Origin of the sequence: Xanthobacter autotrophicus ATCC 700552 (assembly GCF_043194565.1) — a bacterium.
Classification (GTDB): Bacteria; Pseudomonadota; Alphaproteobacteria; order Rhizobiales; family Xanthobacteraceae; genus Xanthobacter; species Xanthobacter autotrophicus_F.
The window spans coordinates 317,972-342,427 of the sequence record NZ_JBAFVS010000002.1 but is presented as its reverse complement, the minus strand read 5'-3'; the positions used below and the strand labels follow the sequence as shown (position 1 = coordinate 342,427).

Below are 24,456 nucleotides of genomic sequence, written 5' to 3'. Positions count from 1 at the left end.
CGGGCCTGGTCCGTCAGGCTGATGTCGTCGGGATTGTCGTTCGACCGATGGTCCCGTCACAGTCGCGCCGTTCACGAAAAGCGCCAGATGCGGGGGCCCCTTCCCAACCGCAGCAGGGGGTATGTCTCCAGGCGGTGAGCCGCCGCGGGTGGAGCCGCGACCAGCGGTACCGCGTACCCTCTGGGGTCCGTCCTCCGATTTGGACGCCGTAGGTTGAGCCAGCCTCACCGCATGTCGAAGAGTTCCCGGTGGAAGCGCTTCTCCACGGGAAACCCCGCGGCGGCGAAATCCCGCCGCAGCACCGCCCCGAAGCCGGTGGGACCGCAGAACCAGATGCTGGCCTCGCGCCAGTTCGGCACGGCCTCGCGGATGCGGGCGCCGGTCAACCGGCCGTCGCGCGGGCTGACCAGCAGGTGCAGGCGCACGTTGGCGGAGCGCGCGTCGTCCCCGAGTTTGGCGAGCGCCCCCTCGTCCACATCGGAAGTGGCGTGGAACAGGTCCGCCGTCTGTCCTTCCGGCCAGTCGGGCGCCTCGCCGCGCAGGGCCATGTGCTTCATGCGCGCGATGAACGGGGTGATGCCGATGCCGCCGCCGATCCAGATTTGGTGGCGGCAGTCGTCGTCGAAGGTAAAGCAGCCGTATGGCCCCTCGACCCGCACCTCCTGGCCCACCTTGAGCCGCTCCTTGAGGCGGCTCGTGTGGTCGCCGAGCTCCTTGGTAATGAACGTGATCCGTGGATGGTCCGGATGCCAGCCCGAAGCGATGGTGTAGGGATGCGCGCCTTCGGAGGCATCCGACAGGGCGAAGGCGAACTGGCCCGCCCGATGCCCCGGCCAGCCGGCCGGCACATCGATGATGGTTTCGAGCACCTTCACCCCCGGAAAATAGTTCATCTCGGCAATCCGACCCTTCACCTGCCGCGCGGCGCCGACCCGGCGCGCCAGCACCACGCCTGCGGCGAAGGTGCCGCCGGCCAGCAGCAGCGCCATCACGGCGCCGAGCGGCGTGATCCAATCGGCGAAGTTCAGGAGCACCATCGTGTGGAACACCAGCACCAGATAGGCGACCGCCAGCAGGCGGTGGGTCTTGTAGAACCAGCGGTAGGGAAAGACGCGGATCAGGGCCAGCGCGATCAGCACCACGGCCGCGTAGAAGGCCCATTCGCCGATGCCCTCGGCGGTGCCGCGCAGGCTTGAGAAGAAGGCCTCGACCGGGTTCGTGATGGGCGGCCGCGGGCCGCGGGCCGGTCGCTCCAGCAGGCCCCAGCCCACGGCCCATTTCGGCCCCTGCGCCCAAAGCCAATGGATGACGGCGACGACAAGCGCGGTGATGCCCAGCCATTTGTGGAGGCGATACATCTTGTCGAGCCCGCCCATCCAGCGCTCGGGCCAGCGCGGGCGCAGGGCCAGCATCATCGCCACGCTCATGACGGCGATGGCAAGGACGCCGGTATATTGCGCCGCTGCCGCCCGCACCGCGAAGAAGCCATTCAGTTGGAACACCCCGGGCTCCGCTGCGATCCACAGCACGGACATGACAGCGAGGATGCCGAAAAGGGCCAGCTTGATGTGTCGCATGTCTATGTTTCTCTTTCACGCCGCGACGAGGCGCCATCGACCTTGAACAGGCATCTCCATGGCGAAGAACACCCGAAAGTGGCGGATGCGGCATTGAGAGAACTCAAGCGGCAGGTTTTACGTCCGCACCGCACCGCACCGCACCGCACCGCCCGCCGGCGCGGAATGGTCGCTTGTGGCCACGTCGAATCAAGCAATGTGTAATGCTGGCTTGATGTATGGTCAGAATATTCCCGAACGTGGATGCCCCTCTGATCCCGATTGTGCTGGTACAGGCGGGGCTGGATCGGTTGACGAGGCTCGAAGTCGCCGCGCGCATTGAGCCTGCCGTGGATCGCCCGAGGTCCGAGCAATGCGCCTCGTCTGAAATGATGCTGACATCGGCCTCGCCGGATGTCGGCGCGACGCGGTAGAGACTTCTGGCAGGAGGTGAAAGTGTCGGACGGACCAGACGGGGCGCAGCCGCCCATGCCTCCCTCATCCGCGGGTGCCGCCGAAAGGCGCCCCAAGGGACGGATGCTCAGGACGATGGCCCTGACCGTGATGGCGGTCGTCGTGCTTGCGGCGGGGATCTTTTTCGTCGGCAGCAGACCCATTGCCGTCAACGTCGCCTCTCCCGAGCAAAACGTGCCGGTGCGGGTGTTCGGGCTGGGCACCGTCGAGGCCCAGGTGTTGTCCAAGATCGGCTTCGAGGTCGGTGCGACCCTCACCGCGCTCCTGGCCGATCATGGGGACAGCGTGTCCAAGGGGCAGGTGCTTGCGCGTCTCGATGCGGGGGAGCAGGAGGCCAAGGTCGTCAAGGCGGTGGCCGCGGTGGAGATCGCCGAGGTCAACATCCGTCGCGCCGAGGCGAACCTCCAGAAGGCGAACGCCGTCTTCGCCCAGAAGCAGGTGGCCAACCGGCGCAAGCAAACCCTGGCAGGTCGCGATATCGTCTCCCAGCAGGTCGCCGAGGAGACGCTGCTCGACGAGGCTGTCGCCAATGCGGATGCGCTTGTGGCGCAAAGCGAGCTTGCAAGCGCCAAGGCCCAGCTCGCCGACGCGCGCGGCCAGTTGCAGTTTGAGCAGACCATGCTGCGCCATCGCACGCTGGTCGCGCCCTACGACGCCATCGTCATCGCGCGCCACAAGGAGGCCGGCAGCGTCGTCAATCCGGGGGAGCCCATCTTTTCCCTCGTGGCGGTCGGCACCTATTGGGGGCTGGCCTATGTGGACGAGGCGCGTGCCGGCTTCATCGAGGAGGGCCAGCGCGTGGAGGCCCGCAGGCGCTCAACCCCGCAGCAGAGCTTCGCCGGGCGCGTGGCGCGCATCGGCCTTGAAAGCGACCGTGTCACGGAGGAGCGGCGCATCTATGTGAAGGGAGACAATCCTCCGCCCCGCATCTTCCTTGGCGAGCAAGTCGAGTTCTGGATCTCCGTCGCCACCCTCGACAAGGCCCTGCTCGTTCCGGAAGCCGCCGTGCAAGGCTATGACGGGCGGGAAGGCAAGGTCTGGACCGTGGAGCAGGGACGCCTCAAGCGCCGTCTCGTCGCCTTTCGCCATCGCACCGAGGATGGGCGGCTCGAAATCGTCGGCGGCCTTCCCGCGGGAGCGCTTGTGGTCACCCAGATCGATCCGGCCTTCAAGGAGGGCCGCGCCGCGCGCGCCATCGGGGCCGGCGCCCCATGAACCTCGCCTACCGCGACATTTGCCACAACCTCGGACGCTTCTTGCTCACCTGCCTGGGGCTCGCCCTCCTGCTCGGGGTGGTGATGGCGATGATCGGAATTTATCGTGGCATCGTCGTTGACGCCCTGACAATCTCCCGTGCGCCGGCGGTCGATCTCTGGGTCGTGGAAGCCAACTCGCGCGGTCCGTTCGCCGAGGCGTCCCGCATTCCAGGCGACGTTCGCGAAGCGGTGGCGCGCATTGCCGGCGTGACCGCGGCAGGCGGCATTACCTACCAGACGGTCGAGGCGGAGCATCAAGGCCGCAAGCTCCGCCTCTATGTCATCGGCTACGAGCTCACGCGGCCAGGAGGCCCGCCGGAGATCGTGGAAGGACGCACCATCGTGCGCAGCCATTTCGAGATGGTCGCAGACCAGGCGAGCGGACTTGTTCTCGGCGACCGGATCGAGCTCGGGCGCAACACGTTCGCGGTCGTCGGCCTGACCCGGCACCAGGTCAATTCCGGCGGCGACCCGGCTGTCTACATCACCTTGGGGGATGCGCAGAAGCTGCAGTTCGATCTTGGTCCGCCCGCGGCCCGCGTCCAGATCGCGCGTGGAAGCGCCGGGGCCGGTCGCGACACGGTGAATGCCGTCATCGCACGCGTTCAGCCCAATGCGTCAGTGGATGCCGTGGCGGAGACGGTTCGTCGGTGGAAGCACTTTTCGGCCATCACGCAGGCAGAGCAGGAAGACATTCTGTCCCGCTCGCTGGTCGATCGCGCCCGGCGCCAGATCGGGCTGTTCACGACCATCCTGCTCTTTGTGTCCGCGGTGATCATCGCCCTCATCATCTATACGATGACCATGGAGAAGCTGAAGCAGATTGCGACGCTCAAGCTGATCGGCGCGCCCGACCGCACGATCGTCCTGATGATCGTGCAGCAGGCGCTGGCGCTCGGCCTGATCGGGTTCGCGCTCGGCACGGCCATGATCTTCGCCATCAAGGATCATTTCCCGCGTCGGGTGGTCCTCGATGCGGACAATGTGGCCGGGCTCGGCCTGATCGTACTTGCGGTCTGCATCGCGTCGAGCGGCCTGGGTGTTCGCGCGGCCTTGCGGGTTGATCCCGCCACAGCGCTCGGAGGCTAGGCACATGCCATTGGCCGGTGATCCCCTGGTTCGCCTCGATCACATCTCCAAGCATTTCGGCACGGGAACAACGCGTGTCGATGCCCTGCGCGACGTCTCGCTGACGGTCTACCCGCGCCAGGTCGTGGCTCTGCTGGGTCCGTCGGGATCCGGCAAGACGACGCTGCTGAACGTGATCGGCTGCATCCTCGGCGCCTCGTCCGGGGCGATGGCGCTCGATGGCGAGCGCGTGATCGAGGATGGGCGCTGGCTGAGGTCCGATCTCAGGCGTCTGCGGCTGGACAAGATCGGCTTCATTTTCCAGTTCCACAACCTGATTCCGTTTCTCGACGCAACCGAGAATGTGGCCCTCGTCCTGCGTCTGGCCGGCAAGGATGCCGAGACCGCCCGGGCACGCGCGGTCGAGCTCCTCGACTATCTGGAGGTCGGCAATCGACGCTCGGCAATGCCGGCCAAGCTTTCGGGCGGGGAGGCGCAGCGTGTCGCGATCGCCCGCGCACTGGCCAATCGCCCGCGCATCATCCTGGCTGACGAGCCCACCGCGGCCCTCGATTCCAAGCGCGCCGCGATCGTCATGGACCTGTTGCGCAAGGTCGCCATCGATCAGGATGCCGCGATCATCGCCGTCACCCACGATGAGAAGATCTTTGATCGCTTCGACCGCATCTTCGCCCTTCGCGATGGCCGGCTGGAAGCCGAAGCGGCTTCGCCCGCCTGAGATCCCGCGACGCCCCCGCCCTCAGACGCCGGGACGCACCATGCGCTGCATGATGCCGCTCTTCAGCACGCTCTGGTGAAAGATCACGGCGAGGACGTGCAGGGCAATCAGCGCCAGCAGCACCACCTTCAGCACGTTGTGGACGCTCGCTGCGGGCCGCACATCGGCAAACCAGGCGAGGGCGCCGGTGGCCGAAAGGGCGATCAGCACGCCATAGAAAGCGAGATGCGTCACCCTTGCCAACACGGCGAGCGCCGGGGGCTCGCGCTCGGGCAGCGGCGGCGCGGCGCGCGTCGTGCGCAGGGCGATGCGCCACAGGACCAGGGCGAGGATGAGGACGCCACCCGCCACATGGGCGAGCACCAGCGGGTCGAAGCCGTAGGCCTTGCCCTGCACATAAGCGCTCCAGGCCTCGGCGATGGCATCGTTGAAGAGATATTGGGCGGCAACGAGGGCCGCAACGGCCCAATGCAGGGCGATCTGGGTGCGGGAATATCCGGTGGTGATGGGGGCGGTCATGTCCTCTCCTTTCCGTGTCGGACGAGGTGGCGGCCCCCGCCCGGGGCCGCCACCTGCTCCAGGTCAGTTCCCCGGCTTGGCGCCGGGCGCAGCCTGCTGGCCGTGCCACGCCTGCATCCGCGCCATCATCTGGGCGGGGAAACGCATCTCCTCGGCGCTCAGCTGGCCGTCGCCATTGGCGTCGAGCATGGCGAAGGGACGGTCGGCCATGGTCTTCGTCACCTCGGCGAAGAGCTTGCCGAACTCCTCGCGGGACAAGGTGCCGTTGCCGTCGCCATCATGGCTCGCCCGCAACTTCTCGATGCCGGCCTCCGCCTCGGCGACGGTCACTGTGCCGTTCCCGTCGGCATCGAAGGTCATGAAGACCTGCGCGGCGGCGAAGCGGCCCATAGGCCCATGCATGCCACCGCCCATGCCACCGCCCATTGGGCCACCCATGCCCTGCCAGCCGGGACCGCCATGGCCGCCCATCATGCCGAAGCCGGGACCGCGGCCCCAGCAGCCGCCCGGGCCACCGGCAATGGCGGGGATGGAGAGAGCGCCGACCACGGCAATTGCGGCGACGGCGCCCAGGATCGCGAGCGTCTTGCGTTTCATGTCCTCACCTCATCGGTTGTGCATTTCGATGGGTGGAGGATGGGCGGCCCGCGTCGCGGCAGGATATCGGCGGAAGGGGCGAAGTGTATCGCTCTGTCGCAAGCCCCTGCCTTCGCGACCGGACGCGACATTTGGTTTTCCGGGTCGCCCAAGGAGGCGCTAAACCTGCCTCATGGCCGAGCACCCTCACATTCCCCACATCCTGGTCGTGGACGATCACCGCGAGATCCGCGACGCGGTCGGCCGGTACCTGGAGAAGAACGGCCTGCGCGCCACCACCGCGAAGTCGGCGGCCGAGATGGACGAGCATCTGCGGGGCGGACGCTTCGATCTCGTGATCCTCGACGTGATGATGCCGGGCGAGGACGGGCTGTCGGCGGCGCGTCGCCTGAGCGCTGCGGGCGGCCCACCCATCCTCATGCTCAGCGCGCTGGCGGAGGAGACCGACCGGGTGGTCGGGCTTGAGATCGGCGCGGACGACTATCTGGTGAAGCCCTTCAGCCCCCGCGAGCTGCTGGCCCGGGTGAAAGCTATCCTGCGCCGCAGCGAGCGGCCCGAACTGCTGGCGGGCGCCCTCGGCGGGCGCAAGCTGGCCTTTGCCGGCTGGGTCCTTGATACCGACAGCCGCCAACTCGTGCATGCGGCGGACGGACGGGAGGTCGCCCTCACCACCGCAGAATTCAAGCTGCTGGTGGCCTTTCTGGAGCGGCCCCGCTTCGTGCTCTCCCGCGACCAGCTGATGGACCTGACCAGCGGCCGCAGCGCCGACGCCTTCGACCGCACCATCGACAACCAGGTCAGCCGCCTGCGCCGTAAGATCGAGGTGAACCCCGCCGAGCCGAAGATCATCACCACCATCCGGGCGGGCGGCTACAGCCTCGCCGCCGATGTGCGGGAGGCGAGATGAAATTCCCCCTCCCCCGCAGCCTTCTGGCCCAGGTGGCGTTGCTCTCGGTGGCGGCCATGATCCTCGGCCAGATCGCCAGCTTCTGGCTGTTCACGGCGGAGCGGGGCGCGATCATCCGGGCGGATCAGCGGGCCATGGCGGCCGAGCACGCGACGCGGCTCTCCAGGCTCGTCGACGGGGCCCCCGCGCCCGTGCGCGGCGAACTGGTGGAGGCTGCCACCTCCCGTGCCCTGCGCTTCGCGCTCTCCCCCGATCCTGCAGTACCTGAGGGCCGTTCGGACATTGCGGTGGACTGGCCCGGCGCCCGCGCGCAGGAGGCCTGGGACACCTTTCATCGCGGCCATGGGCCACCGCCCCCCATGCGATGGCTGAGGGACTACGGCATCGCCCCGGCCGAGTTGCGCCTTTCGCTGCCGCTCTCGGATGGCCTCTGGCTCAACGCCGCCGCCCGGCTGGAGCGGCCCGGCATGCATCTGCCGCCGCAGGCGCTCGCCTCGACCCTGCTGACGCTGCTGCTGCTTCTCGGCGCGCTCTGGCTGGGGCTCAAGCGGATCACCGGCCCCCTGCGCGCGCTGGCCGACGCGGCCGACGCCTTCGGGCTCGGCGCCGAGCCGCCACCCTTGCCGCGCGACGGCCCGCGCGAGGTGCGCGCGCTCGCCGAGGCTTTGGCCCGGATGCATGAGCGGCTCTACAAGATGATCGGCGAGCGCACACGCATGCTGGCGGCGCTCGGCCACGATCTGCGCTCGCCCATCACCGCCTTGCGGCTGCGGGCGGAGATGGTGGAGGACGACGAGATCCGCGAGCGCATGGCCCTCATCCTCGACGAGATGCAGGAGATGACCGAGGCCACCTTGGCCTTCGCGCGCGGCGTGTCGGTGGCGGAGCCCCTGGAGCCGGTAGACCTGAACGGCCTGCTGGCCGATCTTGCGGCGGAGCTTTCCGCCTCGGGCCCACCCGTCACCCTCGCCGAGTCGCCGCCACACGTCCTCCCGCTCCGCCGGATGGCCCTGCGCCGCGCGCTGCGCAACCTCCTGGAGAACGCCCAGCGCTATGGCGCTGGCGCGACAGTCGGGATCAGCCCTGCCGGGACAGAGACCTTCGTCACCATCGACGATGCCGGACCGGGCATCCCGGAGGCGGATCTGGAGCGGGTGTTCGACCCTTTCGAGCGGCTGGAAACCTCCCGCTCGCGCGAGACCGGCGGTGCAGGTCTCGGGCTTCCCATCGCCCGCGCGATCCTGCGCGCCCATGGAGGCGAGGTGAGCCTGTCCAACCGGCCGGAAGGCGGGCTGCGGGCCACGGTCCGCCTGCCGGCGGCGAACCAAGGGGCCAAGGCTCGGGCGAACGCGTCGCGTGAGCCGTAGACGTCTCTCCCCGCCGCGCACCAGCCGATCCAGACGAGGGCGAGGACCGCGAGAGCGAGCCAGGGCAACAGCGGAGATGCGGCGTCTGCGCCAGCCCGAGGACGCCAAGCTGAAGCGGATTGTGGCGAAACTGTTGCGGGACCAGGTGATGTTGCAGGACGGCGTACCCCGTCAGACCAGCGAGCCATGCCGAGACCGGTCATTCAGGTTCGTCGATGAGCGGATTTGGCCGAGCGAACCGATGCAAGGCTTCCACATCCCCAACATGGATCGAGGAGCCGGCGCTAGATACACCCAAATCCTTTAGCGTTGCGAACGCGCGAGAAAGATTTTCTGGCGTCATTCCGAGCAGAGAGGAGAGTTTTCGCTTTTCAAAATCAAGCTCAATGATGCTTTCTGTACGAGAATGCGCCATGTTCTGGATTAGCCAATTGGCAAGGCGCTCTGCGCCGGTGCGCAGCTTTTGATTTTTCAATTCCTTTATGGTGCAGCGATAGCCGCGCGCGAGCTCTGTCACCACGGCGGTCCTGAAGCCGGCATCGGCCCCCAAGGCGGAGCGCACATGCTCGGCCGGAATCATGAGCAACTGGGATTTGCCCAGCGTTCTGGCCGATTGGAGGTAAGCCTGATCGTTGAGGACCGCTGCCAGAATGAAGGTCCCCATCGGGCGAACCAGACTGATCGTAGTCTCCCGCTCGCCATCGGCCGCGAACATCTCCACCAATCCGTCCACCACTACGTGCAGGAAGTCGGCCCGGTCGGCTTCGTTGATGATGGTGACACCTGGGGGAAAGCGTTGAAGAAGGCCAGTCCGCATCATTCTGGCGAACGTCTCCTTCTTTGCCTCCCGAAACAAGGGGAGGTGCCTGATGGCATCGGCATCCTCGGGCTTCATTCTTTCCTCACCTGCGGCGGAGCGAGAGACAATATCCCGACAATTGATAAATATCAATCGTTGAGACATATAAAATCAAATAAAGAACATTCAGATGTCTATTCTTCATGAAGCGAAATCGTCCCATCGTCATCATCTCAGTTCATTGCATTGAAGCTGATACAAATCAAAGAAGCCGGTAGCTTGATCAGGCAGTTTGCTGGCGCACGACGCAGCCGTGCTTTTGCAACGGGCGAGATCAAGCCATGCAACCCATTCGAGACGTGAGCGCCGCGGACCAGCGGACCTCCCTCGCCATGAGCACCATCGCCTTCACCGTATGCTTTGCGGTGTGGACGATCTTTTCCATCATCGGCATCCGCATCCGCCAGGACCTGGGGCTTTCGGACACCCAGTTCGGCCTTCTGGTGGGAACGCCCATCCTCGCCGGCTCGCTCATCCGCGTGGCGCTGGGCATCTGGACCGACCGTTACGGCGGGCGCGTGGTCTTCAGCCTGACCATGCTTGCAGCAGCCCTCGCTACCTTCCTCCTGACCTACGCCACCACCTATCCGCAATTCCTCCTCGCCGCCCTCGGCGTTGGCATTGCCGGCGGTTCGTTCGCGGTGGGCGTCGCCTATGTCTCGCGCTGGTACCCGCCGCAGAAGCAGGGCACGGCCCTGGGCATCTTCGGCGCCGGCAACGTGGGCGCTGCCGTCACCAAGTTCCTCGCCCCCTTCGTCCTCGTCGCCTATGGCTGGCAGATGGTAGCTCAGGTGTGGGCGGCGGCGCTGGTGGTGATGGCCATCGTGTTCTTCTTCACCACCAAGGACGATCCCGTGCTGGTGGAGCGTCGCCGCCTCGGCGTCCGGCCGAAGAGCGCGTGGCTGGAGCTTGAGCCGCTCAAGAATATCCAGGTCTGGCGCTTTGCCCTTTATTATTTCTTCGTGTTCGGCGCCTTCGTCGCGCTGGCCCTGTGGCTGCCCCAGTATCTGGTGAAGGTCTACGGCCTCAGCATCACGAGCGCCGGCATGATCGCCGCCGCCTTCTCGGTGCCGGCCAGCATCTTTCGCGCCTATGGCGGGCATCTCTCGGACGTCTACGGCGCCCGGCGGGTGATGTACTGGACCTTCCTGGTCTCGGTGGTGGCCACCTTCATCCTGTCCTATCCGCCCACCGATTATGTGGTGCAGGGCATCCATGGCCCCATCGCCTTCCACATGGAAATGGGCGTGGTGGGGTTCACCGTCGCGGTGTTCGTGCTCGGCTTCTTCATGGCCCTGGGCAAGGCGGCCGTCTACAAGCATATTCCGGTCTACTACCCCAACAACGTGGGCGCCGTGGGCGGCCTCGTGGGCATGATCGGCGGGCTCGGCGGCTTCATCCTGCCGCTCATGTTCGGCGTGCTCAACGATTTGACCGGTCTGTGGACCAGTTGCTTCATGCTGCTGTTCGTGCTCGCCGCCGGTTCGCTGGCATGGATGCACCTTGCCATCCGCCAGATGGAGAAGGAGGCCACCGGCGAGACGCTGGATAAGCTGCCCGAGCTGCCGGAAATGCAGGGCATGCAGCCTGCGGCCGCCGCGGTCCCCGCCGCCGTGCGCGGCGCCATCCTCACCGACTGGCGGCCGGAAGACCCCACCTTCTGGCAGAAGACCGGCCGGGCGATCGCGCGGCGCAACCTGTGGCTCTCCATCCCGGCGCTGCTGTTGTCCTTCGCGGTGTGGCAGGTGTGGTCGGTGGTGGTGGCCAAGCTGCCGCTGGTGGGCTTCCGCTTCACCACCGACCAATTGTTCTGGCTCGCCGCTTTGCCGGGGCTGACCGGAGCGACGCTGCGCATCTTCTATTCCTTCATGGTGCCCATCTTCGGCGGGCGCCTGTGGACGACGCTCACCACCTGGTCGCTGATCATCCCGGCGCTGGGCATCGGCTATGCGGTGCAGAATCCGGATACGCCCTATGTGGTTCTGCTGATCCTGGCGCTGTTGTGCGGCTTCGGCGGCGGCAACTTCGCCTCCTCCATGGCCAACATCTCCTTCTTCTTCCCGAAGGCGGAGAAGGGCAATGCGCTGGCGCTCAATGCCGGCCTCGGCAATCTCGGGGTCAGCGTGGTGCAGTTCGTGGTGCCCCTCGTCATCACCATGGGCATCTTCGGCGGCCTCGGCGGCGAACCGGCCATGGTGAAGGCGGCGGGCGGCACGGCCCCCATGTGGCTGCAGAATGCCGGCTTCATCTTCGTGCCGTTCATCATCTTGTCCGCCCTCGGGGCGTGGTTCGGCATGAACGACATCGCCTCCGCCAAGGCCTCGTTCCGCGAGCAGGCGGTGATCTTCCAGCGCAAGCACAACTGGATCATGTGCTGGCTCTACACCGGCACGTTCGGCTCCTTCATCGGCTATTCGGCGGGCTTTCCGCTGCTCACCAACATCCTTTTCCCGGAGGTAAACGCCCTCAAGTTCGCCTTCCTCGGCCCCCTGGTCGGTGCGCTGGCGCGCTCCGGCACGGGCTGGCTTGCGGACCGCTACGGCGGCGGGCGCGTCACCATCTATGTGTTCGTGCTGATGATGGCGGGCGTATCCGGCGTGCTGTGGTCCATCGGCATGCGCTCCGAGCCCTGGGCGTTCTGGGCCTTCTTCGGCTCCTTCCTGGTGCTGTTCTTCGCCACCGGGGTGGGCAACGCTTCCACCTTCCAGATGATCCCGGCCATCATGGCGAAGGAAATGGACCGGCTGATGCCGGGAGCCGACGCCGAGACGCGGCGCCGGCAGGCGGAGAAGGAGGCGGCGGCCATCACCGGCTTCACCTCCGCCATTGCCGCCTTCGGGGCCTTCTTCATCCCCAAGGGCTACGGCTCCTCCATCGCCCTTACCGGCTCGCCCGAGGCGGCGCTGTGGGCCTTCCTCATCTTCTACGTGAGCTGCCTCGTGCTCACATGGGCCGTCTACACCCGCAAGGGCGGTCTGCTCCATGACGTCGAGCGCGGGATCACCCCGCGCCCCACCCACCGTCCGGCCACGGCCGCGTAACGGGAGGCAGGAAGAACATGTCCCATTTCCTTGACCGTCTCACCTTCTTCCGCCGCGAAACGGAGACCTTCTCCGACGGCCACGGCATCGTCACCCACGAGGACCGCTCGTGGGAGGACGGCTACCGGAAGCGCTGGCAGCACGACAAGATCGTGCGCTCCACCCATGGCGTAAACTGCACCGGCTCCTGCTCGTGGAAGATCTACGTCAAGGGCGGCATCGTCACCTGGGAAACCCAGCAGACGGACTATCCCCGTACGCGGCCTGATCTGCCCAATCACGAGCCGCGCGGCTGCGCCCGCGGCGCCTCCTACAGCTGGTATCTCTATTCCGGCGCGCGGGTGAAGTATCCGATGATCCGCGGCCGGCTTCTGAAGCTGTGGCGCGCCGCGCGGGCAAAGCTTTCGCCTGTGGCGGCCTGGGCCTCCATCGTGGAGGATCCGCAGGCACGCGCCTCCTACACCTCCATCCGCGGCCATGGCGGCCTGGTGCGCGCCACCTGGGACGAGGTGAACGAGATCATCGCCGCCGCCAACGCCTATACCGTGCGCACCCACGGGCCGGACCGGGTGGTGGGCTTCTCGCCCATCCCGGCCATGTCCATGGTCTCCTATGCGGCGGGGGCACGCTATCTTTCGCTCATCGGCGGCGTGTGCCTGTCGTTCTACGACTGGTATTGCGACCTGCCGCCCGCCTCCCCCCAGACCTGGGGCGAGCAGACCGACGTGCCGGAAAGCGCCGACTGGTACAATGCCGGGTTCATCATCGTGTGGGGCTCCAACGTACCGCAGACCCGCACGCCGGACGCCCATTTCTACACCGAGGTGCGCTACAAGGGCACCAAGAGCGCCGTGGTCTCGCCCGATTATGCCGAAGCCACCAAGTTCGCCGACATCTGGCTGAACCCAAAGCAGGGCACGGACGCGGCGCTGGCTCTCGCCATGGGCCATGTGATCCTCAAGGAATATCACGTCGACCGGCAGGTGCCCTATTTCGACGACTACCTGCGGCGCTACTCGGATATGCCGTTCCTGGTCCGCCTAGTGGAGCAGAACGGGCATCTGGTGGCCGAGCGGATGCTGCGCGCGTCCGACCTGCCGGGAGCGCTGGGCGAGGCCAACAATCCTGAATGGAAGACGGTGGCGCTGGACGAGGCATCCGGCGATCTTGTCGCGCCGCTCGGCTCGATCGGCCACCGCTGGGGCGAGCAGGCGAAGTGGAACCTGGAGGAGAAGGACGGGAACGGCCGCGCCATTCGCCTGAAGCTGACGCTGGCCGACTGCGCCGACGAGATCGCGGCGGTGGACTTCCCCTATTTCGGCGGGCGCGCCACCGAGCATTTCGTCGCCACCCAGCACGGCGAGATCCTCACCCGCAACGTGCCGGTGCGTACTCTGGCGGCCGCGGACGGAAGCGAAATGAAGGTCGCCACCGTCTACGACCTGATGATGGCGAACTACGGCCTCGACCGCGGCTTCGGCGGCGATCACATCGCCACCTCCTATGACGACGATGTGCCCTTCACCCCCGCCTGGGCGGAGCGCATCACCGGGGTGAAGCGCGGGGCCATCGTCACCGTGGCGCGCGAGTTCGCCACCAATGCGGAAAAGACCAACGGCCGCTCCATGGTGATCATCGGCGCCGCCATGAACCATTGGTACCACATGGACATGAGCTACCGGGGGGTGATCAACCTCCTGGTGTTCTGCGGTTGCGTCGGCCAGTCCGGCGGCGGCTGGTCGCATTATGTGGGGCAGGAGAAGCTGCGCCCGCAGACCGGCTGGCAGCCCTTGGCCTTCGGCCTCGACTGGAGCCGCCCGCCACGCCAGCAGAACGCCACCTCCTTCTGGTACGCCCACACCGACCAGTGGCGCTACGAGACCCTGACCGCCGGCGAGATCCTCTCCCCCACCGCACCGGAGGGGGACTGGAACCAGACCTTCATCGACTACAATGTGAAGGCCGAGCGCATGGGCTGGCTGCCCTCCGCGCCCCAGCTCAAGCAGAACCCGCTGGACATCGCCCGCCAGGCGAAGGCGGCGGGCCGCGAGGTGAAGGATTATGTGGCCTCCGCGCTGAAGTCGGGCGAGCTGGAACTCTCCTGCCACGACCCGGACCATGAGGCGAACTGGCCGCGCAACCTGTTCATCTGGCGCTCCAACCTGCTCGGCTCCTCCGGCAAGGGGCACGAATACTTCCTGAAGCACCTGCTCGGTACCGAAAACGGCGTCATGGGCAAGGACCTCGGCGCGGAAGGCGCCGTGCGCACCAAGGAAGTCGTCTGGCATGAAGAGGCGCCGAAAGGAAAGCTCGATCTCCTGGTGACGCTGGACTTCCGCATGTCCACCACCTGCGTCTACTCGGACATCGTGCTGCCCACCGCCACCTGGTACGAGAAGAACGACCTCAACACCTCGGACATGCATCCCTTCATCCATCCGTTGTCCGCGGCGGTGGACCCGGCGTGGGAAGCCCGCTCCGACTGGGACATCTACAAGGGCATCGCGAAAGCCTTCTCGCAAGTCGCCCCCGAGGTGCTGGGCGTGGAGGAGGACACGGTCCTCACCCCCATCCTGCACGATACGGCGGGCGAGTTGGCGCAGGCCATGGACGTGAAGGACTGGAAGAAGGGCGAAGTGGAGCCCATTCCCGGCAAGACCATGCCGCAGGTCACCGTGGTGACGCGCGACTATCCTGCCACCTATGCCCGCTTCACCGCCCTCGGCCCGCTGATGGAGAGCATCGGCAACGGCGGCAAGGGTATCGGCTGGAAGACCGGACACGAGGTGGATGCGTTGCGCGCCCTCAACGGCGTGCATCGCGACGGCCCAGCTAAAGGCCTGCCGAAGATAGAGACTGACATCGACGCCACCGAGGTCATCCTCATGCTGGCGCCGGAGACCAATGGCGAGGTGGCGGTGAAGGCGTGGGATGCCCTCTCCAAGGCCACCGGGCGCGAGCATGCCCACCTGGCGCGGGCGAAGGAGGACGAGAAGATCCGCTTCCGCGATGTGCAGGCCCAGCCGCGCAAGATCATCTCCTCGCCCACCTGGTCGGGCATCGAGAGCGAGACGGTCTGTTACAGCGCCGGCTACACCAACGTGCACGAGCTGATCCCGTGGCGCACCCTCTCCGGCCGCCAGCAGCTCTACCAGGATCATCTCTGGATGCGCGCGTTCGGCGAGGGCCTCGTTACGTGGAAGCCGCCGGTGGACCTGAAGACCATCGTGGGTCACCGCGACGCGCGGCCCAACGGGCACAAGGAAATCGTGCTCAACTTCATCACCCCGCACCAGAAGTGGGGCATCCACTCCACCTACACCGACAACCTCCTGATGCTGACGCTGAACCGCGGCGGCCCGGTGGTGTGGGTGTCGGAGGATGACGCGCGCAGTGCCGGCATCGTGGACAACGACTGGGTGGAGGTGTTCAACGCCAATGGCGCGCTCACCGCCCGCGCGGTGGTCTCCCAGCGTGTCATGCCGGGCATGATGATGATGTACCACGCCCAGGAAAAGATCGTGAACACGCCCGGCTCCGAGCTCACCGGCAACCGCGGCGGCATCCACAACTCGGTGACCCGCACGGTGCTGAAGCCGACCCACATGATCGGCGGCTATGCCCAGCTGGCCTACGGCTTCAACTATTACGGCACCGTGGGATCAAACCGCGACGAGTTTGTCGTCATCCGCAAGATGAACAAGGTCGACTGGCTGGAAGAGCCCCTTTCGACCACCCCGGCGAAGGAGATGGCCCAATGAAGATCCGTGCCCAGATCGCCATGGTTCTCAACCTCGACAAGTGCATCGGGTGTCACACCTGCTCGGTCACCTGCAAGAATGTGTGGACCAGCCGCCAGGGCGTCGAATACGCCTGGTTCAACAATGTGGAGACCAAGCCCGGCGTCGGCTATCCCCGCGAGTGGGAGAACCAGAAGAAGTGGAACGGCGGCTGGCGCCGCAAGCAAAACGGCAAGATCGAGCCGAGGATGGGCGCGAAATGGCGCATCCTCGCCAACATCTTCGCCAATCCCGACCTGCCCGAGATCGATGACTACTACGAGCCCTTCACCTTCGATTATGAACACCTGCAGACGGCGAAGGAATCCAAGGCCTTCCCCACCGCCCGCCCGCGCTCGCTGATTTCAGGCGAGCGGATGGAAAAAATCGAATGGGGCCCGAACTGGGAGGAGATCCTCGGCGGCGAGTTCGAGAAGCGCAGGAAGGACGCGAATTTCGAGGGTATTCAGGCCGACATCTACGGCCAGTTCGAAAATACCTTCATGATGTACCTGCCGCGCCTGTGCGAGCATTGTCTCAATCCCACCTGCGCGGCGGCCTGCCCCTCCGGCGCCATCTACAAGAGGGAGGAGGACGGCATCGTCCTCATCGACCAGGATAAGTGTCGGGGCTGGCGCATGTGCGTGTCGGGCTGCCCCTACAAGAAGATCTATTACAACTGGTCTTCGGGAAAGTCGGAGAAGTGCATCTTCTGCTATCCGCGTATCGAGGCGGGCCAGCCTACCGTCTGCTCGGAGACCTGTGTCGGGCGCATCCGCTATCTCGGCGTGCTGCTCTATGATGCCGACCGCATCGAAGAAGCTGCCAGCGTCGAGGACGAGAAGAAGCTCTACCAGGCCCAACTCGACCTCTTCCTCGATCCCAAGGACCCCGCCGTGATCGTCCAGGCCCGCGCCGACGGCGTGCCCGACGCGTGGATCGAGGCGGCACGCCATTCGCCGATCTGGAAGATGGCCATGGAGTGGAAGGTGGCCTTCCCGCTCCATCCCGAATACCGCACTCTGCCCATGGTGTGGTACGTGCCGCCGCTCTCGCCCATCCAGAATGCCGCCGCGTCCGGCAAGATGGGGCTCGACGGCGAGATGCCGGACGTGCGCTCCCTGCGCATCCCGTTGAAGTATCTTGCGAACCTGCTCACGGCCGGCAATGAGGAGCCGGTCGCCCTGGCGCTGGAGCGCATGCTGGCCATGAGGGCCTATATGCGCGCCAAGACCGTGGACGGGCGCATCGACGAGGCCATTGCCACCAAGGTCGGCCTCACGGGTGCGGCCATCGACGACATGTACCAGGTGATGGCCATCGCCAATTACGAGGACCGCTTCGTCATCCCCACCGCGCACCGCGAATGGAGCGAGGACGCCTACGATCTGCGCGGGTCCTGCGGCTTCTCCTTCGGCAACGGCTGCTCCGGCGGCGACAGTGATCTCAACCTGTTCGGCAGTCCTTCCGCGAAGAAGGCCCGCACCCCGATGGAGGTGGAGTGATGGCGAGCGCGTCCCCGAACCTGAGCTTCAAGGCGCTGTCCGCCCTCCTCGCCTATCCCAGCGAGGACCTGGCGGCCGCCGCGCCGGCCATCGCCGACGTGCTCGCGCTGGAAGGCCTTGTGGCAGCGCCGGAGCGCGCTGCCCTTGCCCCCCTCATCGCGGAACTGGCGCAGGAGGACCTGTTCGCTCTGCAGGAAACCTATGTCGGTCTGTTTGACCGTACCCGGCGCCTGTCGCTGCATTTGTTCGAGCACGTGCACGGAGAAAGCCGCGATCGCGGGCAGGCCATGGTGGACCTCGCCGGCATCTATGAGAAGGGCGGGCTCGTGCTCATCGCCAACGAACTGCCGGACTATCTGCCCCTGTTCCTGGAGTTTCTCTCCACCCGGCCCCTGACCGAGGCGCGGGGGCTGATGGCCGACATCGCCCACATCCTCGCGAGCCTCGAGGAGCGGCTCACGTCGCGCGGCTCCGCCTATGCGGCCGTATTCGCCGCGCTGCGGACACTGGCGGCCGACGGGATGGTGGCCGCCCCATCCCCAGCACCTGCGGTGGATGAACCGGTGGACGACTTTGCCGCCCTCGACGCTGCCTGGGAGGAGACTGCGGTCACCTTTGGGCCCGGCGAGGGCATGGGCGCCTGCTCCGTGGATCGCTTCAGAACCCAGTTGCGTGCCGCCCAGCGCGACGCGCGCCACACCGTCGCTTGAGGGAGGGCGATCATGTCCGAGGCCATCAACGCCGCTCTGTTCGGCTGGTATCCTTATCTTTGCCTCACCGTGTTCCTGCTCGGCAGCCTGATCCGCTTCGACCGCGAGCAATACACCTGGAAGACCGGCTCGTCCCAATTGCTGCGCAAGCGGCAATTGCGCTGGGGCTCCAACCTGTTCCACGTGGGCATCCTGGTCATCTTCATCGGCCATGCTGGCGGCCTGCTCACCCCGATTTGGGTGTTCGATGCGCTGGGTGTGTCTCACAGCTTCAAGCAGGGGCTCGCCATCACAGCGGGCGGCATCGCCGGGGTGATGTGCTTTGTCGGCATCGCGCTTCTGGCTCACCGCCGGCTGTTCGATCCGCGCATCCGGGCGAATTCCAGCTTCGGCGACACCGCCATCCTGCTCCTTTTGTGGGTACAGCTGACGCTGGGGCTCTCCACGATCTTCATCTCGCTCCAGCACATGGACGGGCACGAGATGGTGAAGTTCATGAATTGGGCGCAGGGCATCCTCACCCTCCAGCCCTCGGCCGCCGCTTACGTGGCGGACGTCAGCCCCGTGTTCAAGGCGCATCTGGTGCTGGGCATGACCATCTTCCTGGTATTCCCCTTCACCCGCCTCGTGCACGTGTGGAGCGCGCCGGTCTGGTATCTCGGCCGCACCGGTTATCAGGTGGTGCGCACCCGCCTGCCGCGCCGCGCCGGGGTTCCCATGGCCGCGCGTGCGCCCATCGCCGCGGTGCGGCCGGCGGCCGCCCTTCCCGCCCGCAGCCCGGCGGAGTGAGCGCCATGACACAGGTTGCCGCCACCCGCGCCACGCGACCCGACGAAGTTTCGGTCAATGGCGTCATCATCTCCCGCGCCGAGATCGCGCGGGAGATCCAGAACCACCATGCCACCACGCCGGCGCAGGCCTGGCACGCCGCCGCCCGCGCTCTGGTGGTGCGCGAGCTGCTGCTGGCCGAGGCCGACCGCCTCGACATCGCCGCCCTGCCCGCCGCCCACCCGGACGGGTCGCGCGAGACCGACGAGGAGGCCACCATCCGTGCCCTGCTGGAGCAGGAAGTGAAGGTGCCGACGGCGGACACGACCACCTGCCGCCGCCATTTCGAGCGCCACCGCGCCAGCTTCCGCACCGACGACCTATTCGAGGTGGCGCACATCCTCATTCCCGCCGCCCCGGACGATGCCGGGGGCAGGGCCGAGGCGCGCGCGACGGCGCAGGCGCTGCTCGCGCAGATCCTTTCGGGCGAAGCCGCGTTCGAGGCGATGGCTCGCGCGCATTCCGCCTGCCCCTCCCGCGAGGTGGGCGGCAGCCTCGGCCAGATCGGTCGGGGGCAGACGGTGGCCGAGTTCGAGGCGGCGCTCGCGGCGCTGGCGCCCGGCATGGTGCATCCCGAGCCGGTGGAGACGCGCTACGGCTTCCACATCGTGCACCTCGCCCACCGCATCGACGGGCGCGATCTGCCGTTCGAGGCGGTCGAGCCGGTCATCGCCGGGCACCTGGAGCTGACCGCCTGGCACATCGCCGTGCGCCAGTACCTGAGCCTCCTGGTCGGGCGCGCGCAGATCCGCGGCGTCGCCATGGACGGGGCGGCCTCGCCCCTGGTGCAATAGGAGGCGCAGATGCTGCTCGGCACCCTCCTTAAGCAACTCCAGGACGGGCGGTTTGCCGAGGAGATCCTGTTCTCCCTCGGCGACGTGACCCTCGCGGCGCGGGCCGAGGCGGCCGGCGCCCCATTCGGTGAGGGCGCGGCGGACTATGCCGCCGCTGCCTGCGCCCGCTTCAGCAATGGGGCTTCGGACGAGGACTGGCTCGCCCTCATGACCGCGCTGGAAAAGGGCACGGACCCCGCTGCCACCTGTCTGAGGGCCATGATGGAGTGGGCCCTGAAGGCCGATGCGTCCGCCGCCGCGTCGCAGGAGGGCGGCTGCGGGTGCAGCGGCACCGGCGGGTGCGGCGACCACGCGAATGAGGCGCACCCGGGAGGCGCCGATGGAGCGCCCTGATCCCGCAAGCCGGGCGCGCAGCTTGTCCGGCGCCGTGCTCGACGAGTTGTTCGACAACAATCTCGCCTGGGCCCATGCCAAGAGCGCGCAGGACCCCACCTTCTTCCGTCGCCTCGCCGAGCAGCAGGCACCCCGATTCCTCTGGGTCGGCTGCTCCGACAGCCGGGTGCCGGCCAACGACGTGGTGGGCCTCGACCCGGGCGAGATCTTTGTTCACCGCAACATCGCCAACGTGATCCATTCCAGCGACATGAACATGCTGGCGGTGCTGGAATATGCAGTGGAAGTGCTGCGGGTGCGCCATGTCATCGTCTGCGGCCATTACGGCTGCGGCGGCGTGCGGCGCGCCCTTGAACATGCGGACGGCGCGGTGGACGGCGGCCTGGTGGACCACTGGCTTGCGCCCATCGTGGAACTTCACGCGCGCCACCGCCGGGCGCTCGATGCGCCGGGCCTCGCGGAAAGGCGGCTCGACCGCATGTGCGAGCTGAACGTGGAACTGCAGATCCGCCGCCTCGCCGCCACTCCCGTGCTGAAATCGGCCTGGACGCGCGGCCTGGACGTGACCGTCCACGGCTGGATCTACGGCATCGGCGACGGGCTGCTGCGCGACCTCGGCACCACCCTTTCGTCCTGCGCCGAGCTTGCCGCCTTGCGCCCCCTGGACACCCTGCTTGCGGCCCCGCAGGAACCCATGTCCGCCGCACGGCTCCACGCCATCGCCGCCTTCCTGGAGCTGGACGTGGCCGACCTGAACGCTGCTGAACTGCCGGCCTGCGGCGATGCCTGCACCTGCGGCGCCTTCCCCGCTGTCCCGGCGGTTCCGGCCGTCGCGCCGCGGCGCGCCCACGCGGCCTTTGGCGCGCCGGCGGGCATGGAGGAGATCTGAACATGCGTCCGTCCCCGGCTCCTTGCGCCATGGTCGACCTGCTCGGCCGCCGCATCACCTATCTGCGTCTGTCGGTGACCGACCGCTGCGACCTGCGTTGCGTCTATTGCATGGCGGAGGACATGACCTTCCTGCCGCGCGACCAGGTGCTCTCCATCGAGGAACTGGACCGCCTCGCCAGCGCCTTCATCGCCATGGGCGTCACCAAGCTGCGCATCACCGGCGGCGAACCGCTGGTCCGCAAGGGCATCATGGACCTGTTCCGCGCCCTGTCGCGCCATCTCTCCTGCGGCGCGCTGAAGGAGCTGACGCTCACCACCAACGGCACCCAGCTCTCCCGCCACGCCGACGCGCTCGCCCGCTGCGGCGTGAAGCGCCTCAACGTCTCCCTCGACACCCTCGATCCCGCCCGCTTCCGCGCCCTCACCCGCCGCGGCACGCTGGGGCAGGTGATGGACGGCATCCGCGCGGCGCGGGAGGCCGGACTGAAGGTGAAGCTCAATGCCGTCGCACTGGCCGCTCTCACCGAGCACGAGGTGTTCGACCTCATCGACTTCGCCCATGGCAACGGCATGGACCTCACCTTCATAGAGACCATGCCGCTGGGCGACGTGGGCGCCGACCGCATCGACCAGTATCTGCCGCTCGACCGGCTGCGGGCGCTGATCGAGACCCGCCTCGAACTCACGGACACGGCGGAGCGCACCGGCGGCCCGGCGCGCTACGCCCGGGTCGGGAGCACCGGTGGGCGCATCGGCTTCATCACGCCCATGAGCCATTCCTTCTGCGAGAGCTGCAACCGCGTGCGGGTGAGCGCCATGGGCGTGCTCTACACCTGCCTGGGGCAGGAGGATGCCTGCGACCTGAAGACACCGCTGCGCGCAAGCCCGGACGACGGCCCGCTGCACGCGGCCATAGCCGGGGCCATCCGCGCCAAGCCGCGGGGGCACGATTTCGTCATCGATCGCGGCGGCGCGCCCGCGCTCGCCCGCCACATGTCGGCATTGGGCGGTTGAGGCGGTCCCTCCATGGATGACACTATCCTTGTCCGGGCGCTGCACCTGCTGGCCATCGTCCACTGGATCGGCGGCGTGTCGTTCGTGACGCTTGTCATCCTGCCCCTGGCCCGCCGGGCGGGCACGGCCGGCGTGGACCTGTTCGAGCGCATCGAGCACCGCTTTGCCGCGCAGGTGCGCATCTCCATCCCAATGGCCGGCGCCACCGGCTTCTGGATGACCCATCGCCTCAACCTGTGGGACCGCTTCGCCGACCCCGCCTTCTGGTGGATGACCGCCATGGTGGCGGTCTGGACCCTCTTCATGGCGGTGGTGTTCGTGGTGGAGCCGCTCCTGGGCCGGCGCATCGCCGCCGCCGCCCACGCGGCGCCGGAAGTGCTGCTCGGGCGCGCGCTGAAGCTCCATCTGATCCTGCTGCTCGTGTCCGCGCTGACAATCCTCGGCGCAGGTGCCGGCGGGCATGGGTTGCTCTTCTTCTGATGTCAGAATCCGCGCACGGATGGACGACAGAGGGACGGGCTGGATGCTCTGACTTTGGACCGGCAGCCGTTCCTTGCCGTAAACGGGATACAAACGCTCTCGCACGGCGTGCAAGTCTATTGCCCGGACCGCGCTGAGGCGAGTGCTGTTGGAATCAGGTGGCTGCGGCTGTCACCGCACGCAATCGACATGGTCGCGGTAGGAGAGATTTTCCAGGATCGCCTCCAGGGCCGGGCAAGCGCAACCGACGCCATCGCGGCTCTTCAGGCCACGGCGTTGCCGGGTCCCCTCATCGACGGATATATACACGCAACGGCAGGGGCGGCGCCGATCCGAGCGCAGTGATGTCAGCGGATCGCCCCACACCGCGCCGACCTCACGCCCCGCTTGCTTCCAGTTCCGCGACCTTCTTCTTGAGCGCCTTCGTCTCTTCAAACCGGGCGCTCACATCGCGGATGGTGGCGGCCATGCCGATCACCTTCGCGCTCTGGTCCTTGATTAGGGCGATGGTGAACTCGATGGAGATGCGCCGGCCGTCGCGCCTCAGCCCGGGCACCGCAAGAAGATCGCCGGCTCCGTAGCGGCTCTGCCCGGAGGCCACGGTTTCCCGATATCCGTCCCAATGGCGCGCACGGAACGGCTCGGGAATGATGATGTCGAGCGACTGGCCGAGGGTCTCCTGCTCGGAGAAGCCAAAAATACGTTCCGCTCCGGGGTTCCAGAGCACGATTGCGCCCTGGGCGTCGGAAACGACCACGGCATCCGCTGCGCTGTCGATGAGCGTGTCACCGATTTGGGCGCGGGTGAAGCCGGCGGCGATCTGCGACATTCGACCGAGCGGCGCCTTAGCGGGGCTTGGCGGGGCGCCTTGTTCGCCACTGTCCTCCTCGAAGAGATCGTCCACCGGACCGAAGAACTCATAATGCAGCCGGTCCGGCGACACGCCGAGACGCGCAAGGCCGCCGACGAAGGTCTTCAGGAACGAGAGCGGCCCGCAGATGAAATAGTCGGCATCGCGCACCGGGGTGTGCGCCGCGACCCAGTTGATCGAGACCCGGCCCTCGATGTCGAAACGACCCTGTGCCGCGTCGTCAGGCCCCGGTTGGGTATAGAAGAAGGTCGCCACGATTGCGCCTGCCGCGGCGGTCTCGCGAACATGGGCGCCGAATGCGTGCTCCCCGCCGTTGCGGGCGCAATGGATGAAGTGCACCGGGACCTTGCATCCAGTGGCGGCCACCGCTTCGATCATCGCCACCATCGGAGTCTGTCCCACACCGGCGCTGAGCAGGACCATCGGACGCTTGGTTTCGGAGCCGAAAACAAAGCTCCCGCCCGGCGCGCCGACCTCGACTCGCGTTCCCGGCTCGGCATGGTCGTGCAGCCATCGGGAGACCATGCCTCCCGGCTCCCGCTTCACCGAGATGCGGTAGGAGCGGCCGTTCGGGGCGGACGAAATGGTGTAGTTGCGCTTCTGCCGTCCCACCGCAGGGATATCCACGAACAGCGAGAGGTGCTGTCCGGCCTCGTGCGGCAGGGGCGGGCCGCCGTCGAGCGGCCGGAGAACGAACGACGTGATGAGATCGCTCTCTCGGATACGGCGCTCGACCAAGAAGGCCCGCATCGTCGACGCCTCGCCGACGCTTGCGGAAGAAGCAGATTGTTCGGCCATGGAAGGGTCT

The 24,456-nt window shown here is 67.0% G+C and carries 19 protein-coding genes and 1 pseudogene; 15 read left to right on the top strand and 5 right to left on the bottom strand.

Features of this window, described 5'->3' with window-relative positions; translation table 11 throughout:
• Positions 1 to 224 precede the first annotated feature (224 nt).
• Positions 225 to 1,577 (bottom strand): ferredoxin reductase family protein, encoded by a 1,353-nt coding sequence (locus V5F48_RS03495; RefSeq protein ID WP_394040113.1) that lies wholly within the window; start codon positions 1,575 to 1,577, stop codon positions 225 to 227.
• A 528-nt stretch (positions 1,578 to 2,105) separates the two neighbouring features.
• Between V5F48_RS03495 and V5F48_RS03490 the strand changes: the two genes are divergently transcribed.
• From V5F48_RS03490 to V5F48_RS03480, 3 genes are read left to right on the top strand one after another with little or no spacing between them, the layout of a single operon-like run.
• Entirely contained in the window at positions 2,106 to 3,245 is a 1,140-nt protein-coding gene (locus V5F48_RS03490; protein ID WP_394040111.1) for an efflux RND transporter periplasmic adaptor subunit, read from the top strand.
• Positions 3,242 to 4,375, top strand: coding sequence for an ABC transporter permease (locus V5F48_RS03485; protein WP_394040109.1), 1,134 nt, complete (start codon positions 3,242 to 3,244; stop codon positions 4,373 to 4,375). Before V5F48_RS03490 ends, V5F48_RS03485 begins: the two co-directional genes overlap by 4 nt.
• Before the next feature lie 4 nt (positions 4,376 to 4,379).
• Positions 4,380 to 5,093: an ABC transporter ATP-binding protein gene (locus V5F48_RS03480; protein WP_394040107.1), complete on the top strand. Its 714-nt coding sequence runs from the start codon at positions 4,380 to 4,382 to the stop codon at positions 5,091 to 5,093.
• Positions 5,094 to 5,114: 21 nt separating this feature from the next.
• On the opposite strand, the gene V5F48_RS03475 is transcribed toward V5F48_RS03480, so the two are convergent.
• On the bottom strand, positions 5,115 to 5,612 hold the full coding sequence (locus tag V5F48_RS03475; protein ID WP_394040105.1) for a cytochrome b: 498 nt from the start codon (positions 5,610 to 5,612) through the stop codon (positions 5,115 to 5,117).
• A gap of 63 nt (positions 5,613 to 5,675) precedes the next feature.
• Complete coding sequence (locus V5F48_RS03470; protein ID WP_394040103.1) at positions 5,676 to 6,209, bottom strand: EF-hand domain-containing protein; 534 nt, start codon at positions 6,207 to 6,209, stop codon at positions 5,676 to 5,678.
• Between the two features lie 172 nt (positions 6,210 to 6,381).
• Between V5F48_RS03470 and V5F48_RS03465 the strand changes: the two genes are divergently transcribed.
• Complete coding sequence (locus V5F48_RS03465) at positions 6,382 to 7,116, top strand: response regulator (protein WP_282889136.1); 735 nt, start codon at positions 6,382 to 6,384, stop codon at positions 7,114 to 7,116.
• On the top strand, positions 7,113 to 8,483 hold the full coding sequence (locus V5F48_RS03460) for an ATP-binding protein (protein WP_394040100.1): 1,371 nt from the start codon (positions 7,113 to 7,115) through the stop codon (positions 8,481 to 8,483). The genes V5F48_RS03465 and V5F48_RS03460 overlap by 4 nt, the downstream gene beginning before the upstream one ends.
• Before the next feature lie 199 nt (positions 8,484 to 8,682).
• Here V5F48_RS03460 and V5F48_RS03455 read toward each other — a convergent pair whose 3' ends face one another.
• Positions 8,683 to 9,378 carry a cyclic nucleotide-binding domain-containing protein gene (locus V5F48_RS03455; protein WP_394040098.1) on the bottom strand — a complete coding sequence of 232 codons (696 nt, stop codon included), beginning with the start codon at positions 9,376 to 9,378 and terminating at the stop codon, positions 8,683 to 8,685.
• A gap of 245 nt (positions 9,379 to 9,623) precedes the next feature.
• Here V5F48_RS03455 and V5F48_RS03450 point away from each other — a divergent pair, with 245 nt between their 5' ends.
• The 10 genes and pseudogenes from V5F48_RS03450 (at position 9,624) to V5F48_RS03405 (ending at position 22,777) form a co-directional block, all read left to right on the top strand.
• Positions 9,624 to 12,383, top strand: coding sequence for a nitrate/nitrite transporter (locus V5F48_RS03450; RefSeq protein ID WP_394040096.1), 2,760 nt, complete (start codon positions 9,624 to 9,626; stop codon positions 12,381 to 12,383).
• A gap of 17 nt (positions 12,384 to 12,400) precedes the next feature.
• A complete protein-coding gene (locus V5F48_RS03445; protein WP_394040094.1) occupies positions 12,401 to 16,144 on the top strand; it encodes a nitrate reductase subunit alpha in 3,744 nt (1,247 codons plus the stop codon).
• Positions 16,141 to 17,667, top strand: coding sequence for a nitrate reductase subunit beta (narH, locus tag V5F48_RS03440; RefSeq protein WP_394040092.1), 1,527 nt, complete (start codon positions 16,141 to 16,143; stop codon positions 17,665 to 17,667). The genes V5F48_RS03445 and narH overlap by 4 nt, the downstream gene beginning before the upstream one ends.
• Complete coding sequence (gene narJ, locus V5F48_RS03435; protein ID WP_394040090.1) at positions 17,667 to 18,377, top strand: nitrate reductase molybdenum cofactor assembly chaperone; 711 nt, start codon at positions 17,667 to 17,669, stop codon at positions 18,375 to 18,377. The genes narH and narJ overlap by 1 nt, the downstream gene beginning before the upstream one ends.
• A 12-nt stretch (positions 18,378 to 18,389) precedes the next feature.
• Positions 18,390 to 19,166: a respiratory nitrate reductase subunit gamma gene (gene narI / locus V5F48_RS03430; protein ID WP_394040088.1), complete on the top strand. Its 777-nt coding sequence runs from the start codon at positions 18,390 to 18,392 to the stop codon at positions 19,164 to 19,166.
• 5 nt (positions 19,167 to 19,171) lie between these two features.
• Positions 19,172 to 19,999, top strand: coding sequence for a peptidylprolyl isomerase (locus V5F48_RS03425; protein ID WP_394040086.1), 828 nt, complete (start codon positions 19,172 to 19,174; stop codon positions 19,997 to 19,999).
• 9 nt (positions 20,000 to 20,008) lie between these two features.
• A complete protein-coding gene (locus V5F48_RS03420; protein WP_394040084.1) occupies positions 20,009 to 20,392 on the top strand; it encodes a hypothetical protein in 384 nt (127 codons plus the stop codon).
• Positions 20,379 to 21,059: pseudogene (locus V5F48_RS03415) on the top strand (carbonic anhydrase); the annotation flags it as partial. The gene V5F48_RS03420 and the pseudogene V5F48_RS03415, both read left to right, overlap by 14 nt.
• 224 nt (positions 21,060 to 21,283) lie before the next feature.
• Positions 21,284 to 22,297 carry a GTP 3',8-cyclase MoaA gene (gene moaA / locus V5F48_RS03410; protein WP_394040082.1) on the top strand — a complete coding sequence of 338 codons (1,014 nt, stop codon included), beginning with the start codon at positions 21,284 to 21,286 and terminating at the stop codon, positions 22,295 to 22,297.
• A 12-nt stretch (positions 22,298 to 22,309) separates the two neighbouring features.
• Complete coding sequence (locus V5F48_RS03405; RefSeq protein ID WP_394040080.1) at positions 22,310 to 22,777, top strand: hypothetical protein; 468 nt, start codon at positions 22,310 to 22,312, stop codon at positions 22,775 to 22,777.
• A gap of 376 nt (positions 22,778 to 23,153) precedes the next feature.
• Here the strand turns inward: V5F48_RS03405 and V5F48_RS03400 are convergent, their stop codons facing one another.
• Entirely contained in the window at positions 23,154 to 24,446 is a 1,293-nt protein-coding gene (locus tag V5F48_RS03400) for a PAS domain S-box protein (RefSeq protein ID WP_394040078.1), read from the bottom strand.
• Between the last annotated feature and the right edge of the window lie 10 nt (positions 24,447 to 24,456).

Coding starts and splice junctions, on each gene's coding strand:
- V5F48_RS03495 (WP_394040113.1), bottom strand. CDS start 1,577: ATGCGACACATCAAGCTGGCCCTTTTCGGCATCCTCGCTGTCATGTCC.
- V5F48_RS03490 (WP_394040111.1), top strand. CDS start 2,106: ATGGCCCTGACCGTGATGGCGGTCGTCGTGCTTGCGGCGGGGATCTTT.
- V5F48_RS03485 (WP_394040109.1), top strand. CDS start 3,242: ATGAACCTCGCCTACCGCGACATTTGCCACAACCTCGGACGCTTCTTG.
- V5F48_RS03480 (WP_394040107.1), top strand. CDS start 4,380: ATGCCATTGGCCGGTGATCCCCTGGTTCGCCTCGATCACATCTCCAAG.
- V5F48_RS03475 (WP_394040105.1), bottom strand. CDS start 5,612: ATGACCGCCCCCATCACCACCGGATATTCCCGCACCCAGATCGCCCTG.
- V5F48_RS03470 (WP_394040103.1), bottom strand. CDS start 6,209: ATGAAACGCAAGACGCTCGCGATCCTGGGCGCCGTCGCCGCAATTGCC.
- V5F48_RS03465 (WP_282889136.1), top strand. CDS start 6,382: ATGGCCGAGCACCCTCACATTCCCCACATCCTGGTCGTGGACGATCAC.
- V5F48_RS03460 (WP_394040100.1), top strand. CDS start 7,113: ATGAAATTCCCCCTCCCCCGCAGCCTTCTGGCCCAGGTGGCGTTGCTC.
- V5F48_RS03455 (WP_394040098.1), bottom strand. CDS start 9,378: ATGAAGCCCGAGGATGCCGATGCCATCAGGCACCTCCCCTTGTTTCGG.
- V5F48_RS03450 (WP_394040096.1), top strand. CDS start 9,624: ATGCAACCCATTCGAGACGTGAGCGCCGCGGACCAGCGGACCTCCCTC.
- V5F48_RS03445 (WP_394040094.1), top strand. CDS start 12,401: ATGTCCCATTTCCTTGACCGTCTCACCTTCTTCCGCCGCGAAACGGAG.
- narH (WP_394040092.1), top strand. CDS start 16,141: ATGAAGATCCGTGCCCAGATCGCCATGGTTCTCAACCTCGACAAGTGC.
- narJ (WP_394040090.1), top strand. CDS start 17,667: ATGGCGAGCGCGTCCCCGAACCTGAGCTTCAAGGCGCTGTCCGCCCTC.
- narI (WP_394040088.1), top strand. CDS start 18,390: ATGTCCGAGGCCATCAACGCCGCTCTGTTCGGCTGGTATCCTTATCTT.
- V5F48_RS03425 (WP_394040086.1), top strand. CDS start 19,172: ATGACACAGGTTGCCGCCACCCGCGCCACGCGACCCGACGAAGTTTCG.
- V5F48_RS03420 (WP_394040084.1), top strand. CDS start 20,009: ATGCTGCTCGGCACCCTCCTTAAGCAACTCCAGGACGGGCGGTTTGCC.
- moaA (WP_394040082.1), top strand. CDS start 21,284: ATGCGTCCGTCCCCGGCTCCTTGCGCCATGGTCGACCTGCTCGGCCGC.
- V5F48_RS03405 (WP_394040080.1), top strand. CDS start 22,310: ATGGATGACACTATCCTTGTCCGGGCGCTGCACCTGCTGGCCATCGTC.
- V5F48_RS03400 (WP_394040078.1), bottom strand. CDS start 24,446: ATGGCCGAACAATCTGCTTCTTCCGCAAGCGTCGGCGAGGCGTCGACG.